The organism is Pseudomonas nitroreducens TX1, from assembly GCF_000313755.1.
Lineage (GTDB): Bacteria > Pseudomonadota > Gammaproteobacteria > Pseudomonadales > Pseudomonadaceae > Pseudomonas > Pseudomonas nitroreducens_A.
In genome coordinates, this window is record NZ_AMZB01000081.1 from 58,865 (window position 1) to 76,377 (window position 17,513).

The following is a 17,513-nucleotide window of genomic DNA, read 5'->3' on the forward strand; positions in this document are numbered from 1 at the left end:
AGCGGCTTGCCCCAAGCTTATCCACAGGCGGGCGCACAGTGGATGTGGGCAAGCCGAAAATTCCTGCACAGAAACCAGGCAAACCCGCAGACCGCGCGTGCTCTGGGCTGTAGCACGTTCCTTCCCCGTGCCGTGCACAGTGTTATCCACAGGTTTTGGGGATGGATGTTGTCGCGTGAAATCCCGGATGAAGTCTGTTCCTGCGGTCCTTCCCAGGCTTCGTCGCGTTGGTTTCCCTCTCCCTAGCCCTCTCCCTGAAGGGAGAGGGGAATGTTCGGAGCAGGTTGAGTCCATTACGTCAGCCGGCACGATCAGCTCCCTCTCCCTTTAGGGAGAGGGCGGGGGAGAGGGGGCACAGCACGAGTTCTCAGGGATCGATGGTTTCTTCGAGGCAAGAAAAAAGGGGCCTTTCGGCCCCTTTTTCGCTAAAGGACCTCAGTCCTCGCCGTCGTCGTCCGGGCCGTCGATCTTCATGCCCAGTTCCTTGATCTTGCGGGTCAGGGTATTGCGGCCCCAACCCAGCAGCACGGCGGCATCGCGGCGGCGGCCGGCGGTGTGCTTGAGGGCGGTCTCGATCATGATCCGTTCGAAGGCCGGCACGGCGGTGTCCAACAGGTTGGATTGGCCGCGCCCCAGAGCCTGGTCGGCCCAGTGGCGTAGGGCCTGTTCCCAATTGGCGGCCGGCAGGCTGTCCTGCGGCTGGGTCATCAGCTCCGGCGGCAGGTCATCGATGTGCACCTCGCGCCCGGATGCCATGACGGTGATCCAGCGGCAGGTGTTCTCCAGTTGGCGCACGTTGCCCGGCCAGCCGAGATGCTTCAGATATTCCTCGGTTTCCGGCTTGAGCAGCTTGGGCTCCACCGCCAGTTCCTGCGCGGCGCGGGAGAGGAAGTGCCGGGCCAGCGCCGGGATGTCCTCGCGGCGGTCCGCCAGGCGCGGAATGTGCACGCGGATGACGTTCAGGCGGTGGAACAGGTCCTCGCGGAACTTGCCTTCGCGCACCAGGTTCTCCAGGTTCTGGTGGGTCGCAGCGATAATCCGCACGTCCACTTTCACCGGCGTATGGCCGCCCACGCGGTAGAACTCGCCGTCCGCCAGCACGCGCAGCAGGCGGGTCTGGGTGTCGGCCGGCATGTCGCCGATCTCGTCGAGGAACAGCGAGCCGCCGTCGGCCTGCTCGAAGCGTCCCCGGCGCTGATTGGCCGCGCCGGTAAAGGCGCCTTTCTCGTGGCCGAACAGCTCGGATTCCATCAGGTCCTTGGGGATCGCCGCCATGTTCAGCGCAATGAACGGCGAAGCCGCGCGCGGGCTGTGGCGATGCAGGGCGTGGGCGACCAACTCCTTGCCGGTACCCGACTCGCCGTTGATCAGCACCGTGATGTTGGAGTGGGAGAGGCGGCCGATGGCGCGGAACACCTCCTGCATCGCCGGCGCCTCGCCGATGATCTCCGGAGTGCGTGTCTGGTTGGCCGGCGCTTCCAGGCCCTGCTGCTCCTGGGCGTGCTGGTTGGCGCGCTTGACCAGGGAGACGGCCTCGTCGACGTCGAAGGGCTTGGGCAGGTACTCGAAGGCGCCGCCCTGGTAGGAGGCTACGGCGCTGTCCAGGTCCGAGTGCGCGGTCATGATGATCACCGGCAGGCGCGGGTGTACTTCGCGGATCTGCGCCAACAGGTCCAGGCCGCTGGAGCCGGGCATGCGGATGTCGGAGATGATGACGTCCGGCTGTTGCCGGCCCAGGCGGCTCATCACGCTGTCGGCGCTGTCGAAGCTGACGGTGGTCATGCCTTCCTGCTGCAGGGCTTTTTCCAGTACCCAGCGGATGGAGCGGTCGTCGTCGACGATCCAGACGGTCTCTGATCGGCTCATGGTCAATGGACTCCTTGTTCCAGGGGCAGGAACAGACTGAATACGGTGTGGCCCGGATGGCTGTCGCATTCGATCAAGCCCTGGTGCTGGCTGATGATGTTCTGGGTAATGGCGAGGCCCAGGCCGGTGCCGTCGGCGCGGCCGCTGACCATGGGATAGAAGATGGTGTCCTGCAGTTCGGCCGGGATGCCGGGGCCGTTGTCGATGATCTCCACCTTGCACACCAGGCGATGGCGCGTGTGGCCGATGGTGAACTGGCGCAGGGTGCGGGTGCGCAGGGTGATGCGGCCCAGCCGGAGTTCGTTCTGCGCGGCGATCGCCTGCATGGCGTTGCGCACGATGTTGAGTACCGCCTGGATCATCTGCTCGCGGTCGATCAGCAGGTCAGGGATGCTCGGGTCGTAGTCGCGCACCAGCGGGATGCTGCCCTGGGTTTCGGCCTCCACCAGGCTGCACACACGCTCCAGCACCTCGTGGACGTTGGTCACCGAGAGCTGCGGCAGTTTGTTGGAGCCGAGCATGCGGTCCACCAGATTCCTCAGGCGGTCGGCTTCTTCAATGATGACGTTGGTGTAGTCCTTCAGCGATTCGTCCGGCAGCTCGCGGGAAAGCAGCTGCGCCGCGCCGCGAATGCCGCCCAGCGGGTTCTTGATCTCGTGGGCCAGGCCGCGCACCAGCAACTTGGTGGTTTCCTGCTTGGACAGCTGCGCCTCTTCCTTGGTGATCCGCAGTAGCCGGTCGCGCGGGTGCACCTCCAGCAGCAGCAGGGTATTGCGGCGGTCGAGAATCGGCGTCACTGCGTAGTCCACAGTGATGGTCTGGCCGGTCAGCGAGGTCAGGGTCGCTTCGCGCTTGGTGAAGGGGTGTGCCTCTTCCACCGCCTGGCGCAGCGACTGCAGCGCCTCGGGCGATTCGGTGAACAGCTCGCTGATGAACTGCCCATGGCTGCGCTGGCCGCTGACCGCCAAGAGCATTTCCGCCGCCGGGTTCATGTATTCCAGGCGCAGCTCGGCATTGAGCAGGATCACCGCCGTGGTGAGGTTGTCGAGCAACAGGCGGAGCTGGGTTTCTGTAGGCATGGCGTAAGAGATGTCCCAAGACTGTGCGGGAAAATGCAAAAAGCAAACCAGGCCCTGAAAAGACGCGTATTTCGCGGCATCGCGCTGATTTGCGGTGCGCAAGCAGCCGATCCGGTGAGCGGAAGTGACCCGAAATGGGGAGAGTATAGAAAGTGGTGCAGGCGCATGCACCGACATGGTGCGTTTGTGCCGGCCGCACACCGCGTCAGCGGTCGGCGGCGGCCAGCGGGTGGGAGGTGTCCAGGTCGGCCGCTTCTGCCACCGAAACACGGAACATGTGGAAGGGTTGGCTGGGGGTCTGTTCGATGGTGCGGCCGAGGGTATCGATGATTTCCACCGACAGCTGGTGCGTGCCTCGCTCGACGTTGTTCAACGGGAACACCGGGCTGCGGCCAGGCTCGCCGACGGGCTTGCCATCCAGCAGCAGGCGGTAGAGATGGCCGGGCAGCAGTGCCGGGTCGCTGGTGGCGGAAACGATCAGTGCACCATCGTTGGCCCGCACCGTGGCATCGGGTTCCGGCACGATGATACGCAGCAGCTGGTAGGCCGGCGGGCCCGGTGGCAGCGCAGGTGCGGCCGGCGCGTAGAGCGGCGGCGGCATACGAAAGCCATTGGGCGACTTGAGCGGGTCGTTGCGCGGCGTCATGTCGATCTTCTGCGCATTGCCGCGCGGCGGCTGGTCGGTGAAGACGCGGTTACCGTCCTTGTCGATGTAGGTGTAGACCTCGGCGCTGGCCGGCAGGCAGCACAGCGCCGACAACAGGGGCACCGACAGGAGAGTCAGCAGCCAGCGCATCGTCAGCCGCCCGTCCTGGGTTGGACCCGGGGTCGCTGCGGGCTGTTGGTGCTGATGCGCTGCAGGGTGAAGCTCACCGGCGAGCTGGCCTGGATTACACGGCTGCCCTGCAGCACCTGTACGGCCAGGGTGTGATCGCCCCGGTCGATCTCCTGCAAGCCGATGTCGGTGCTGCTGGTCGGCGCACCGTAGGGTTGGCCGTCCAGCAGCAACTGAAGTTGGTGCTCGGGCGCCAGGGCAGGCTGCACCACGACGTTGACGATGAAGGTACCGTTGTTCTGGCGCATCGATTCATCGTCGGGCAGGTTGCTCAGCGCGAGAATCTGGTAGGCGCCGGTGGCCTGGTTCTCGGTGCCGCTGGTAGCGGGTGCGGCGACCGGCGCCTGCGGGCCTACGGTGTTGGTTGGCGGCAGCTCCACCGGCTTGGCGTCGACATTGGTCGGCGGCTGATTGGTGAACACCGTCTTGCCGTTGGCATCGGTGTACTTGTAGATCTGCGCGCTGGCTGGCAATGCGGCGGCGAGCAGCAGGGCGGTGAGTATCAGGCGCATGAAGAACCTCCGGATGGTCTGCCAAGCCTTGCACTGCCGACGGCGGCTGGCAAGTTGCCTATTGTCTTTCAGCAGGGCGCCGCACGTTGTGCGCTGCTGCTCGTGGGGGACCTTTCCTGCGCGGGACGGGTCCGAGCGTGGCGCTGGCGTCTGTATGATGCGCCCGAGCTTGATTTTCCATCCTGGTGGGGTATGCCTGTGAGTCCGATTCGTGACCTGTTTCGTCAATGGCTGCTGCTGTGCTGCCTGGGCCTCGGCTTGTCCGTCGCCGGGCCCGCGCTGGCGGCGCTTCCCGGGCCGCTGGCCGGGGTGACGGGTGGTGGCGAGGCGAAGGTCAGTGACGCCCAGTTGGAACAGTCGCTGAACCAGGTGATCAAGACCCTGGAGAACGATCAGCAGCGCGCCGATCTGCTGAAGAAGCTCAAGCAACTGCGCGACGCGACGAAGAAGAGTTCGGACGACCAGGGCGGCGTGCTCGGCCTGATCGGCGACACCCTGGGCAGCCTGGAGCGTCAGTTCGAGGGCGCCAACAGCCCGCTGGTGCGCTGGTCCGAACTGTTCCAGGGCGCCGGCTTCGAACTGGACGCGCGCACCCCGTCGCTGGCGGAATGGCCGGGAATGGTCCTCGATTTCGCCCTGGTCATCCTGATCTGGGCCTGCGTCGCCCTTGGTCTGCGCTGGATTGCCGGGCGCATGCGCAAGCGCTTCGGCCTGGAAGACGAACTGCCGCAACACCCCAAGACCCGCGACCTGCTGCTGTTCGCCCTGCGCAAGCTCGGCCCGTGGCTGGTGGCCTTCCTGATCACCGTCTACCTCTCGGTGGTGCTGCCCAGCTCACTGGGCAAGCTGGTGGCGATGGTGATTGCCTACACCCTGGTGTGCGGCACGCTGTTCTCCGCGCTCTGTGTGATCTCCCTGTCGCTGCTCAGCGGCCCGCACCGCATGCGTGCGCTGGACATCCTGCGGCGCCGCGCGTTCCGCCCGCTCTGGCTGATCGGCAGCCTCGCCGCGCTGGGCGAAGTGATGCACGACCCACGCGTCATCGACAGCCTGGGGATGAACATCTCGCTGTTCGTCGGCTCGGTGGCGAACATCTGTGCGGCGCTGCTCACTGCGCTGTTCGTCCTGCAGTTCCGCCGGCCCATTGCCCACCTGATCCGCAACCAGCCGCTGGAGCGCCGCCTGAAGCGCCGCGGGCTGAGCGACCTGGTGGAGCTGATCGGCTCGATCTGGTTCCTGCCGGTGCTGGTGCTGGTGGGCATCTCGCTGTTCGCCACCATAGTCACCGCCGGCGACAGCAGCTATGCCCTGCGTCGCGCCCTGGTCTGCGCCGCCGTAGCGGTGGTGGCGATGACCGTCAACGGCTTGATCCGCCGCGCCCATCAGCGCTCGGCTCGGCGCGGTGCGCGTCGCCACGCGCCGTACATCGAACAGTTGCAGAGCTTCGGCTACACACTGCTGCACATTGCCAGCCTGCTGATCTTCCTGGAGATCGGCCTGCGCGTCTGGGGCATGTCGCTGATTCGTTTCGCCGAAGGCGATGGCTCGCAGATCAGTCTCAAGCTGTTCAGCTTCGGTACCACCCTGCTGGTCGCCTGGCTGGTCTGGATCCTCACCGACACCGCGGTACAGCACAGCCTCGGCCTGGGTGGCAAGAAGAGCGCCAATGCCCGCGCGCTGACCATGCTGCCGCTGATCCGCAACGTGTTGTTCGTGACCATCGCGGTGATCGCCCTGATCGTCGCCCTGGCCAACATGGGCATGAACGTCACGCCGCTGCTCGCCGGTGCCGGCGTGATCGGCCTGGCCATCGGCTTCGGCGCGCAGTCGCTGGTGGCGGATCTGATCACCGGCCTGTTCATCATCATCGAGGACTCGCTGTCCATCGACGACTACGTCGACGTCGGCGGCCACCTCGGTACGGTGGAAGGACTGACCATCCGCACCGTGCGCCTGCGCGACCTGGATGGCGTGGTGCACACCATCCCGTTCAGCGAGATCAAGAGCATCAAGAACTACTCGCGGCAGTTCGGCTACGCCATGTTCCGCTGGCCGGTGCCGGCGAGCATGCCCATCGATGATGCCCTGGCGCTGGTCAAGGAAGTCTCCGGCGAGCTGCGCGGCGACCGCACCATCAACCGGGCCATCTGGTCGCCGCTGGAAATCCAGGGCATCGAGAGCTTCGACGCCGGCCAGGCGATCCTGCGCTTCCGCTTCAAGACAGCGCCGATCCGCCAGTGGGAGGTGCAGCGCGCCTTCAACCTGCGCCTGCGGCAGAAGCTCGACAAGGCCGGGCTGGAACTCTCCATGCCGCGCCTGAACGTGCAGCTCTCACGCATGCGCAAGCCGCGCCGCGAAGACGACGAGGAGCAAGGCGTGCCGGCGGACGGCGGCATCTGATCCTGCGGCTCTTCGTAGGAGCGCGCCACGCCCGCGATCGCGCGCAGGGCGCGCGCTTCCAAGGCGCCTGTCCGCTTTCATGAGCGCATAAAAAAGGCCTCCCGAAGGAGGCCTTAATACTGTCGCTATTTATAGGTATTCGTGGATCAGACGCTGTAGTACAGGTCGTATTCCAGCGGGTGCACGAAGGTGCGCACCTTGATTTCTTCTTCCGACTTCAGCTCGATGTAGGCATCGATGAACTCGTCGGTGAACACGCCGCCCTTGGTCAGGAACGCGCGGCCCTTGTCGAGTTCTTCCAGCGCCTCTTTCAGGCTGCCGCAAACCTGCGGGATTTCCTTCGCCTCTTCCGGCGGCAGGTCGTACAGGTTCTTGTCGGCGGCGTCGCCGGGGTGGATCTTGTTCTGGATGCCGTCCAGGCCCGCCATCAGCAGAGCGGCGAAGCACAGGTAGGGGTTGGCAGCCGGGTCCGGGAAGCGCGCTTCGATGCGGCGGGCTTTCGGGCTGGAGACGTACGGAATGCGGATCGAGGCGGAACGGTTGCGGGCCGAGTAGGCCAGCATGACCGGAGCTTCGAAGCCCGGAACCAGACGCTTGTAGGAGTTGGTGGCCGGGTTGGTGAAGCCGTTCAGCGCCTTGCCGTGCTTGATGATGCCGCCGATGAAGTACAGGGCGGTGTCGGACAGGCCGGCATAGCCTTCGCCAGCGAAGGTGTTCTTGCCATCCTTGGAGATGGACATGTGCACGTGCATGCCCGAGCCGTTGTCGCCGTACAGCGGTTTCGGCATGAAGGTCACGGTCTTGCCGTAGGCGTCGGCAACGTTGTGCACGCAGTACTTCAGGGTCTGGACTTCGTCAGCCTTGGCAACGAGGGTGTTGAACTTCACACCGATCTCGTTCTGGCCAGCGGTGGCCACTTCGTGGTGGTGAACTTCCACGACCAGGCCCATTTCTTCCAGGGCGTTGCACATGGCGGTACGGATTTCGTGGTCGTGATCGACCGGCGGTACCGGGAAGTAGCCGCCCTTGACGCCCGGACGGTGACCTTTGTTGCCGGTCTCGATGTCGGCGTCGGTGTTCCAGGAAGCCTGCTCGGAGAAGATCTTGAACATCGAGCCGGAGATGTCGGACTTGAACTTCACTTCGTCGAAGATGAAGAACTCCGGCTCCGGACCGACGAATACGGTGTCGCCGATACCGGTGGACTTCAGGTATTCCTCGGCGCGCTTGGCAATGTTGCGCGGGTCGCGCTCGTAGCCTTGCATGGTGCTCGGCTCGATGATGTCGCAAACGATGATCAGGGTCGGCTCTTCGGTGAACGGGTCGAGCACGGCGGTGCTGTCGTCCGGGAGCAGGATCATGTCGGAGGCTTCGATGCCCTTCCAGCCTTCGATGGAGGAGCCATCGAACATCTTGCCGGCTTCGAAGAACTCGTCGTCCAGCGCGTCGCGGGCGGGCATGGTGACGTGCTGCTGCTTGCCTTTGGTATCGGTGAAGCGCAGGTCAACCCACTTCACGTCATGATCTTTGATCAGTTGTTGCGACTTGTACGACATGCTGTCCTCCAGGAGGGATTAGAGCTGGGAGCTTTTTTGTGCCCCAGTATCGGGTGATGCCGGCCGGAATACTCCGCCAGGGCAACCTGCCTCACAAGAGAGCAAGTTGCGTGCCAGTGCCCATAAATGGGCAGGGGCCCTGAAATCATGGGCTGTAGCAGGTGTTATAGGGAAATGCGCGACAGGGGGTGCACTGCTTTGGTGCCTGATCGTGGTGCGTGAGTCCATTTTGGTGCACTAAAAAGAAAGTCTCCGATTTCTGCTCAAGTCTTGAGCAATTTCGGATATAATTCCGCCCCTTTTTTTCAGTCCCATGGCAATCGCCCGATCCGCATGAAACTCATCGTCAAGGTCTTCCAGGAAATCACCATCAAGAGCCGGCCGGTGCGCAAGCGCTTCATCCGGCAGCTGGCGAAGAACATTCGCACGGTGCTCCGCGACCTCGACCCCGAGCTGCTGGTCGAAGGCGAGTGGGACAACCTCGAGGTCGAGACCAAAGTCACCGATCCCAAGTCCCTGCGCGAGATGATCGAGCGCCTGACCTGCACGCCGGGCATCGGCCACTTCCTGGAAGTGCACGAGTACCCGCTGGGCGATTTCGACGACATCCTCGAAAAGTGCAAGGCCCACTTCGGCGACAAGCTGCCGGGCAAGGTCTTCTCCATGCGCTGCAAGCGCGCCGGCAAGCATCCCTTCACCTCCATAGATGTGGAGCGCTACGTCGGCGGTGGCCTGCGCCAGCACTGCGGCGCGGCGGGCGTCTCGTTGAAGAACCCGGAAGTGGAAGTGCGCGTGGAAATCCGCCATGACCGCCTCTATGTGATCCACGCCCAGCACGATGGCCTGGGCGGCTACCCGCTGGGCGCGCTGGAGCAGGTGCTGGTGCTGATGTCCGGCGGCTTCGACTCCACCGTGGCGGCCTACCAGATGATGCGCCGCGGCATGATCAGCCACTTCGTGTTCTTCAACCTCGGCGGCCGTGCCCACGAACTGGGCGTGATGGAAGTCGCGCACTACCTGTGGAAGAAGTACGGCAGCTCCCAGCGCGTGCTGTTCGTCAGCGTGCCCTTCGAGGAAGTGGTCGGCGAGATTCTCACCAAGGTCGACGACAGCTACATGGGCGTGACCCTGAAGCGCATGATGCTGCGCGCCGCCAGTCGAGTGGCCGAGCGCCTGGAGATCGACGCGCTGGTGACCGGCGAGGCGATTTCCCAGGTGTCCAGCCAGACCCTGCCGAACCTCTCGGTGATCGACCGGGTGACCGACACCCTGGTGCTGCGTCCGCTGATCGTCAGCCACAAGCAGGACATCATCGACACCGCGACGCAGATCGGCACCGCCGAGTTCGCCAAGCACATGCCGGAGTATTGCGGTGTGATTTCGGTGAACCCGACCACCCAGGCCAAGCCGTACCGCGTCGACCACGAAGAAACCAAGTTCGACATGGCCGTGCTCGACCGCGCCCTGGAGCGTTCCACCCAGATGACCGTGGATCGCGTGATCGACGAGCTGGGCAAGGACCTGTCGGTGGAAATGGTCGACGAAGTGTTGGCCGGCCAGATCGTGGTGGACATCCGCCACCCGGATGCCCAGGACGATGAACCGCTGGCCATTGAGGGCATCGAAGTCCTGGCCATGCCGTTCTATGCGATCAACAGCAAGTTCAAGGAACTGGACCCCAACCGCCAGTACCTCCTGTATTGCGACAAGGGCGTCATGAGTCGCCTGCACGCCCACCACCTGGTCAACGAAGGGCACACCAATGTGCGTGTTTACCGTCCGCAATAAAGGCGCGGACCAACGCCGCCAGCCCGGACTGTTCGGCGGCAGTATCCGCCACCGACCTCCCGACACATTCGGTGCGTAGGCTCACGCCCTGACCTTTTGCACCGCCGCGCCACGGCCCGGCCCCCGCTGCCGAAAACGGCAGCCGAAGATTCACTATCGAGACTGACACTGTGATCGAAAAACTGCGCAACATCGCCATCATCGCCCACGTCGACCATGGCAAGACCACCCTCGTAGACAAGCTCCTGCGCCTGTCCGGCACCCTCGACCGCAAAGAAGCGGAAAACGAGCGCGTGATGGACTCCAACGACCAGGAAAAAGAGCGTGGCATCACCATCCTGGCGAAGAACACCGCCCTGAAATGGAACGACTACAGCATCAACATCGTCGACACCCCCGGCCACGCCGACTTCGGTGGCGAGGTTGAGCGCGTGATGTCCATGGTCGACTCCGTACTGCTGGTGGTCGACGCCCAGGACGGCCCCATGCCGCAGACCCGCTTCGTGACCCAGAAGGCCTTCAAGGCCGGCCTGCGTCCGATCGTCGTGGTGAACAAGATCGACCGTCCGGGCGCGCGTCCTGACTGGGTCATCGACCAGATCTTCGACCTGTTCGACAACCTCGGCGCCACCGACGAGCAGCTGGATTTCCCGATCGTCTACGCCAGTGCCCTGAACGGCATCGCCGGCATGGACCACGAGAAGATGGACGACAACATGGACGCGCTGTTCCAGGCGATCATCGACCACGTCCCGGCGCCGAAAGTCGACGTCGACGGCCCGTTCCAGATGCAGATCTCCCAGCTGGACTACAACAGCTTCCTCGGCGTGATCGGCATCGGCCGTATCGCCCGCGGCAAGGTCAAGACCAACACCCCGGTCGTGGCCATCAGCGACGACGGCACCAAGCGCAACGGCCGCATCCTGAAGATCATGGGTCACTCCGGTCTGCAGCGCATCGAAGTCGCCGAAGCCGAAGCCGGCGATATCGTCTGCGTCTCGGGCATGGACGAGCTGTACATCTCCGACACCCTGTGCGACCCGCAGAATGTCGAAGCGCGCCCGCCGCTGACCGTCGACCAGCCGACCGTGAGCATGACCTTCCAGGTCAACGACTCGCCGTTCGCCGGTAAGGAAGGCAAGTTCGTCACCAGCCGCAACATCAAGGATCGTCTGGACAAGGAACTGCTGCACAACGTGGCCCTGCGCGTCGAGCAAGGCGACTCCCCGGAGAAGTTCAAGGTCTCCGGCCGTGGCGAACTGCACCTCTCGGTACTGATCGAAACCATGCGCCGTGAAGGCTTCGAGCTGGCCGTGGGCCGTCCGGAAGTGGTCATCATCGAGACCGCCGAAGGCGAGAAGCAGGAGCCTTACGAGAACGTCACCATCGACATCGAAGAGCAGCACCAGGGCTCGGTGATGGAGCAGATGGGCCTGCGCAAGGGCGATCTGACCAACATGATCCCCGACGGCAAGGGCCGCGTGCGCCTGGAATACACCATCCCGGCGCGTGGCCTGATCGGCTTCCGTAACAACTTCCTGACCCTGACCTCGGGCACCGGCATCCTGACCTCGACCTTCAGCCACTACGGCCCGATCAAGGCCGGTGAAGTGACCAACCGTCAGAACGGCGTACTGGTCTCCATGGCCACCGGCACCGCGCTGACCTACTCGCTGGAAACCCTGCAAAGCCGCGGCAAGCTGTTCCTCGGCCCGGGCGACGAGATCTACGAAGGCCAGCTGGCCGGCATCAACAGCCGCGACAACGACCTGGTGATCAACCCCACCAAAGGCAAGAAGCTCGACAACATGCGCGCTTCGGGCAAGGACGAAGTCATCGCTCTGGTTCCGCCGATCCGCTTCACCCTGGAGCAGGCGCTGGAATTCATCGCCGATGACGAGCTGGTGGAAGTGACGCCGAAGTCGATCCGTCTGCGCAAGAAACTGCTCAACGAGAACGACCGCAAGCGCTACGAGCGCGCCAAGGTCTAACTCGACCAGCAATACGAAAAAAGCCGGGCACCTGCCCGGCTTTTTTTTGCCCTTCTTCCGCGCAGTCTCACCGGGGCTGTAGGAGCGAGCTTGCTCGCGAACGGATTCTCCGGCGGCATTGAGGCTGGACGGCTCGCGAGCAAGCTCGCTCCTACAGCAAGAGTCGCAAGGTAGGAAATGTCTGCCTTTTCCCGTGAGGCGTGGCTGAAGGGCCTCCTGCGGCGTCTTATCCTTCGAAGCTGTGAGATCGTGGACGCAGGCCAGGGAGCCGGGCCGATATACTCAGCTTTCCGGGCGCTCGCGTCCGGTTCGGGATGGATTCGCAAAGAACCTCAAGGATTCGAAAGCATGCAATGGATTTTCATGCTGGTCGGCCTGGTCATCGGCGCCGCTGCGGGCGAGTCGATCACCGGGGCGGTGTTGGGCGCGGTAGTGGGCCTTGCTCTGGGGCAGACACTCGCGCTGCAGAGCCTGCAGCGGGAGAACGCCAGCCTTCGAGCTGAGCTGAAGGCTTTTGGCGAGCGCTTCGATCAGGGCACCAAGGCCCTTTACGAACGGTTGCTGCAGGTGGAGCGTGGCGCCGCCGCGCAGGCACTGCCGCCCAGCGTCGAGTCCGTTGACCCGGTCGCACCGGTTGAAGCCGAGCCCGAGGTCGAAGCTCCCGCCAGCGAAACCGCAGCCACCGAACCGGACTGGAACATCGAACTGCCCGCCGACGAGCTGGCGCCGGCCCCGTTGGCTGCCGCACGGGTGGAAGCGCCCATCGAGTGGTCCGATCTGGTGCTCGAGCCGATGGAAAAGTCAGTTGCCCAGGCCCGCGACGAGGAGCCCATGGCTCAGCCGCAGCCGGCTCCTGCCGCTCCTGCGCTGCCACCGCCGCCACCCGTTCCATCCTTGTTCGACCGTGCCTTCGGCGCTGCCCGTGACTGGCTGCTGGGTGGCAACACCGTGCTGCGCGTCGGCGTGGTGCTGCTGTTCCTCGGCCTGGCCTTCCTGCTGCGCTACGCCACCGAAGGCATGACCATGCCGCCGCAAGGTCCGTACCTCGGCACCGCCGCCGCCGCGCTGGCGCTGCTCGGGCTCGGCTGGTGGCTGCGCCACCGGCGCCCGGCCTATGCGCTGATCCTCCAGGGCACCGGCGTCGCCGTGCTCTACCTGACGGTGTTCGCCAGCATCAAGCTGTACCCGGCGATGAACCACGGTGAAGTGCTGATCGACCCGAAGGCCGGCTTCGTGCTGCTGGTGGCGGTTACCCTGTTCTCGGCGATCCTCGCCGTCCTGCAGGATGCCGTGGGGCTCGCCGCCGCTGCCGCACTGGGCGGTTTCGCCGCGCCGATCCTGGCGTCCACCGGCGGTGGCAGCCATGTCGCGCTGTTCAGCTACTTCGCCCTGCTCAACGCCGGCATCTTCGCCATTGCCTGGTTCAAGGCCTGGCGGATGCTCAACCTGATCGGCTTCTTCGGCACCTTCGGCATCGGCCTCGCCTGGGGGCTGCGCTCGTACAAGCCGGAGCTGTTCGGGACGACCGAGCCGTTCCTGATCCTGTTCTTCCTCACCTACGTCGCCATCGGCCTGCTGTTCGCCCGCCGTCGCCTGCGCCAGGCGGCGGGTGCGCCGGAGGACGATTCCCGCGAAGCGCTGCTGCGCTGGTCGGCGCGGCAGACCGACTACGTCGACGGGACCGTGCTGTTCGGCACGCCGCTGGTGGGGTTCGGCCTGCAATACGCGATCATCCAGCACCTGGAGTTCGGCGCGGCGTTCAGCGCCCTGGCGCTGGGCCTGTTTTACATGGTGCTCGCCCGCCTGCTGGCCGGGCGCACCGCCGGCCGCGCGCTGCTGCTGGTGGAAACCTGCCTGGCGCTGGGCGTGGTATTCGGCACGCTGGCGATCCCGCTGGGGCTGGATGCGCGCTGGACCTCGGCCGCCTGGGCCGTGGAAGGCGCCGGCATCTTCTGGCTCGGCTTGCGCCAGCAGCGGCCATTGGCTCGGATCTTTGCCTTGTTGCTGCAAGTTGGCGCGGCGCTGGCCTTCCTTGCCGGCCTGGAGATGAACCCGCTGTCGCTGACCCTGCTCGACGGCGCACCGCTAGGCGCACTGATGCTCGGCGTGGCGCTGCTGTTCAGCTTCTGGAACCTGCGCAATGCCGATCCGCAGACCCTGCGCAGTTGGGAGGCGAACGCCCGCCCGCTGCTGGCGGCCTTCGGTCTGGCGTTCCTCTACCTGATCGCACCCCTGCTGATGGGCGCGGACGGCACGGCCATGACCTGGGCCGTCGCCGGGCTGGCGACCCTGTTTGCCGCGCTGCGCCTGCGTTCGCGCACCTTCCTGGCTTGCGCCTTTGCGGTGCAGCTGCTGGGTGGTGCGGTGTTCCTGCTGCATCTGCACGGCGCCCAGGAGGGTAGTGGCGTGCTCGGTTCCGGCTGGCGCGGGCTGGTCACCGCCTCGCTGATCGGTCTGGCGCTGATCGCCGCCATGCTCATCGCGGCACGTGATTCGATGGTGCGCGATGACCGCCGGCTGATGCTCGGCCTGAGCGTCGTCCTGCTGCTGGGCCTGGCCTTCATCAACCTAGCTGTACTTTTCGTGCTGCCGTGGCAGACCGCCGCCGCCGTCTGGGCCGGCAGCGGCCTGCTGATCCTTTGGCTGAGCGTGCAATTGCAGCAGCGCGCCGCGTTCGTCTTCGGCCTGGTGCTGCAGGTGATCGGCGCCGGGGCCTTCCTGCTCGGCGGCTCGGTGTTGTTCGGCGACCTGCCCGGCGAGGGGCTGACACCCTTGGCGCACATGGGCTTCTGGACCCCTGCGGTGCTGGCGCTGGCCGCGTTGATCGGCGCCTGGCGCCTGCATCGCGCCAGTGAGCGTGAGCACAACCTGGCGCTCGGCGGCCTTGGACTGGAGCAACTGTCGCAATTGCTGCTCGTGTGGGGCGCTGGCTGGTGGGCGCTGACCACTGTCTGGGAAATTGCCCGCTTCGTGCCCGCCGAGATGCGCGAGCATGTGGCGCTGCTGGTGGCGGCGGTCAGCGCCGGTCTCTGGTCGCTGCTGGCGCGCCGTGAGCAGTGGCGCGCGCTGGCTCTGCTGTGCCTAACGCTGGTGCCGGTGTCGCTGGTGGCGCTGGCCAGTGCCTGGAACCTGGACTATCACCCATTGGCACAACTGGGCTGGCTCGGCTGGCTGGCGGTATTCGCGGTGCACTTCTTCACTCTGCGCCGACTCGACGCCATGCTGCCGCAGCGTGCGGCACAGGCAGCCCATGTTCTGGGTTGCTGGCTGATCCTCGGCGTGCTGGCGCTGGAGCTGCGCTACCTGTTCTTCGCCCTGGCCGAGCATTACAACGCCTGGCGCTGGCTGGGCTGGGCGCTGGTGCCGAGCCTGTTCCTGATCCTCATGGGGGGCGTGGCGCGTCTGCCGTGGCCGGTGGCGGCCTTCGAGCGCGAGTACCGCGCGATCGCGGCCGCGCCGGTGGCCCTGGCGCTGCTGGGCTGGTTCTGGTTGGTCAACCTGTTCAGCAACGGCGCCGCCGACCCGCTGCCGTACCTGCCCTTGGTGAACCCGCTGGAGCTGGGCATGCTCATCGTGCTGGCGGCGATCTTCCAATGGACGCGCCTGGGCCTGCCGCAACTGGGCGTCGCCGAGTCGACCCTGCGCCTGCCGGTGCAGGCGGTGCTCGGTGCTTCGCTGTTCGCCCTGCTGACCATGGCCGTGTGCCGCACCGCGCACCATTGGGGTGGCGTGGTGTTCGAGTTCGATTCCCTGAGCCAGTCCATGCTGGTACAGGCCGGGTTGTCCATCGTCTGGGCGCTGATTGCGCTGGGCCTGATGATCGCCGGGCACCTGCGCGGTCGCCGCGACTTCTGGCTGGTCGGGGCGTTGCTGCTGGTGGTCGTGGTGATCAAGCTGTTCCTTGTCGACCGCGCCAGCGGCGGCAGCCTGGAACGCATCATTTCCTTCATCGGCGTCGGCGTGCTGATGCTGATCGTCGGCTACTTCGCGCCGCTGCCGCCGCGCCGGCCAGCGACCGAAGAACTTTCGCAACAGGAGCAACCCTCCGCATGAAGCTCATCCCCCTTGTCCTGCTTGCAGGTGCCTGCCTGCTGGGCAACCAGGCCAGCGCCGCGCCCACTCCGGCGGACTTCGCCCATCGCGTTCCGCTGGAGGTGTCCGGCAACGGCCCGTGGTACCGCGTGCAGCTGCCCATCGAGGTGCTGTTCGCCGCCCGCCATGGCGACCTGCGCGACGTGCGCATCTTCAACGCCGAAGGCGAGGCGCTGCCCTACAGCCTGCGCACCAGTGCGGCCAGTGAGCAGCAGGTACGCAGTGAAGTGCAGGCGCGCATCTTCCCGTTGCGCGGCGCCTCAGGCAGCGCGGCCGGCGACAACCTGAAAATCGTCCGCAGCACCACCGGCACCATCCTTGAAATCACTCCGAATGCACCTGCCCAGGACAAGACCCAGGTGCTGCGCGGCTGGCTGCTGGAAACCGGTTCCGGCGACCTGCCGCTGGATCGCCTGCAACTGGACTGGACGGCGGACAGCGACGGCTTCCAGCGCTTGCGCGTCGAAGCCAGCGACGACCTGGAGCACTGGCGCTCCCTTGGCGAGGGGCAGCTGGCGCGGCTGGACTTCAACGGCGAGCGCATCGAGCAGAACGACATTGCATTGCCCGGCGAGAAGGCACGCTATCTGCGCCTGTGGTGGGAATCGCCGGAGCAGGCCGCGCAATTGGTCGGCGCCACGCTCAGCGGTAGTCGCAGCAGCAGCGGCCCGGTGCCGATGCTCTGGTCCGAGCCGCTGGCGGCCAAGGCCGACAACAACGGCGACTTCAGCTGGAGCCTGCCGTTGGCGCTGCCGGTGGAACGCGTGCGGATTCCCCTGCAACAGGACAACACCCTGGCGCCAGTGGTGATCTCCGGCCGCCACGACGGCAACGTGCAATGGACGCCGCTGGCGCGCGGCGTGCTGTATCGCCTGCCGGGGCAGGGCGGTGAGATCACCCAGGAGGAGCTGCAACTGCCCGGCACCACCCTTGGCCAGCTGCGTCTGCAGGTGGATGCGCGCGGCGGTGGCCTGGGCGGTTCGACAGCGCACCTGAGCGTGGGTGTTCGTGCCAGCGAGCTGGTGTTCCTCGCCCGCGGCGGCGCGCCTTATGAACTGGCGGTGGGCAGCGGCTCCCTCAGCGATGCCAGCCTGCCGCTGACCACCCTGGTGCCCGGTTACGAACCCAGGCGCCTGGCGAGCATGGGCGAGGCGCGGCTCAAGGGCACTCTGCAAGCGCCCGCGTCGCCATTGCCTGCCGATGTCGCGAAATCCGATACCCACTGGAAACGATACGGCCTTTGGGCGCTGCTGCTGGCGGGCGTCGGCCTGCTCGCGCTGATGGCGCTGAGCCTGTTGCGGAGCAGTCGTCAAACCGGCTGATCGACGCGGATCGCCGCACGATAGGGGTGTCGCTTGTAGAAATTCTGATACTGTCTTGCCTGTTCTGATTGC

Annotated in this window: 10 protein-coding genes; 5 read left to right on the forward strand and 5 right to left on the reverse strand. The window is 65.4% G+C overall.

All coding sequences use genetic code 11. The features are described 5' to 3' along the window. Positions 1-435: 435 nt before the first annotated feature. The 4 genes from ntrC to C167_RS0105090 all read right to left on the reverse strand — a co-directional run bounded on the left by ntrC (position 436) and on the right by C167_RS0105090 (position 4,292). Positions 436-1,866, reverse strand: coding sequence for a two-component system response regulator NtrC (gene ntrC, locus C167_RS0105075; protein ID WP_017517174.1), 1,431 nt, complete (start codon positions 1,864-1,866; stop codon positions 436-438). Between the two features lie 2 nt (positions 1,867-1,868). Continuing rightward, positions 1,869-2,945, reverse strand: coding sequence for a nitrogen regulation protein NR(II) (glnL, locus tag C167_RS0105080; RefSeq protein ID WP_026078815.1), 1,077 nt, complete (start codon positions 2,943-2,945; stop codon positions 1,869-1,871). Between the two features lie 205 nt (positions 2,946-3,150). Continuing rightward, complete coding sequence (locus tag C167_RS0105085) at positions 3,151-3,741, reverse strand: DUF4124 domain-containing protein (protein WP_017517176.1); 591 nt, start codon at positions 3,739-3,741, stop codon at positions 3,151-3,153. Positions 3,742-3,743: 2 nt separating this feature from the next. Further along, positions 3,744-4,292: a DUF4124 domain-containing protein gene (locus C167_RS0105090; protein WP_017517177.1), complete on the reverse strand. Its 549-nt coding sequence runs from the start codon at positions 4,290-4,292 to the stop codon at positions 3,744-3,746. 192 nt (positions 4,293-4,484) lie between these two features. Between C167_RS0105090 and C167_RS0105095 the strand changes: the two genes are divergently transcribed. Further along, positions 4,485-6,692 carry a mechanosensitive ion channel family protein gene (locus C167_RS0105095; RefSeq protein WP_017517178.1) on the forward strand — a complete coding sequence of 736 codons (2,208 nt, stop codon included), beginning with the start codon at positions 4,485-4,487 and terminating at the stop codon, positions 6,690-6,692. Between the two features lie 146 nt (positions 6,693-6,838). On the opposite strand, the gene glnA is transcribed toward C167_RS0105095, so the two are convergent. Then, the gene (gene glnA, locus C167_RS0105100) at positions 6,839-8,248 is read right to left on the reverse strand and encodes a glutamate--ammonia ligase (RefSeq protein WP_017517179.1); all 1,410 of its coding nucleotides are present in this window, start codon (positions 8,246-8,248) and stop codon (positions 6,839-6,841) included. A gap of 333 nt (positions 8,249-8,581) precedes the next feature. Here glnA and thiI point away from each other — a divergent pair, with 333 nt between their 5' ends. From thiI to C167_RS0105120, 4 genes are all read left to right on the forward strand, one after another. Continuing rightward, positions 8,582-10,036: a tRNA uracil 4-sulfurtransferase ThiI gene (thiI, locus tag C167_RS0105105; RefSeq protein WP_017517180.1), complete on the forward strand. Its 1,455-nt coding sequence runs from the start codon at positions 8,582-8,584 to the stop codon at positions 10,034-10,036. A 170-nt stretch (positions 10,037-10,206) separates the two neighbouring features. Then, complete coding sequence (typA, locus tag C167_RS0105110) at positions 10,207-12,027, forward strand: translational GTPase TypA (protein WP_017517181.1); 1,821 nt, start codon at positions 10,207-10,209, stop codon at positions 12,025-12,027. A 348-nt stretch (positions 12,028-12,375) separates the two neighbouring features. Then, positions 12,376-16,080: a DUF2339 domain-containing protein gene (locus tag C167_RS0105115; RefSeq protein ID WP_017517182.1), complete on the forward strand. Its 3,705-nt coding sequence runs from the start codon at positions 12,376-12,378 to the stop codon at positions 16,078-16,080. Next, positions 16,077-17,441 carry a DUF3999 domain-containing protein gene (locus C167_RS0105120; protein WP_017517183.1) on the forward strand — a complete coding sequence of 455 codons (1,365 nt, stop codon included), beginning with the start codon at positions 16,077-16,079 and terminating at the stop codon, positions 17,439-17,441. Before C167_RS0105115 ends, C167_RS0105120 begins: the two co-directional genes overlap by 4 nt. Positions 17,442-17,513 lie beyond the last annotated feature (72 nt).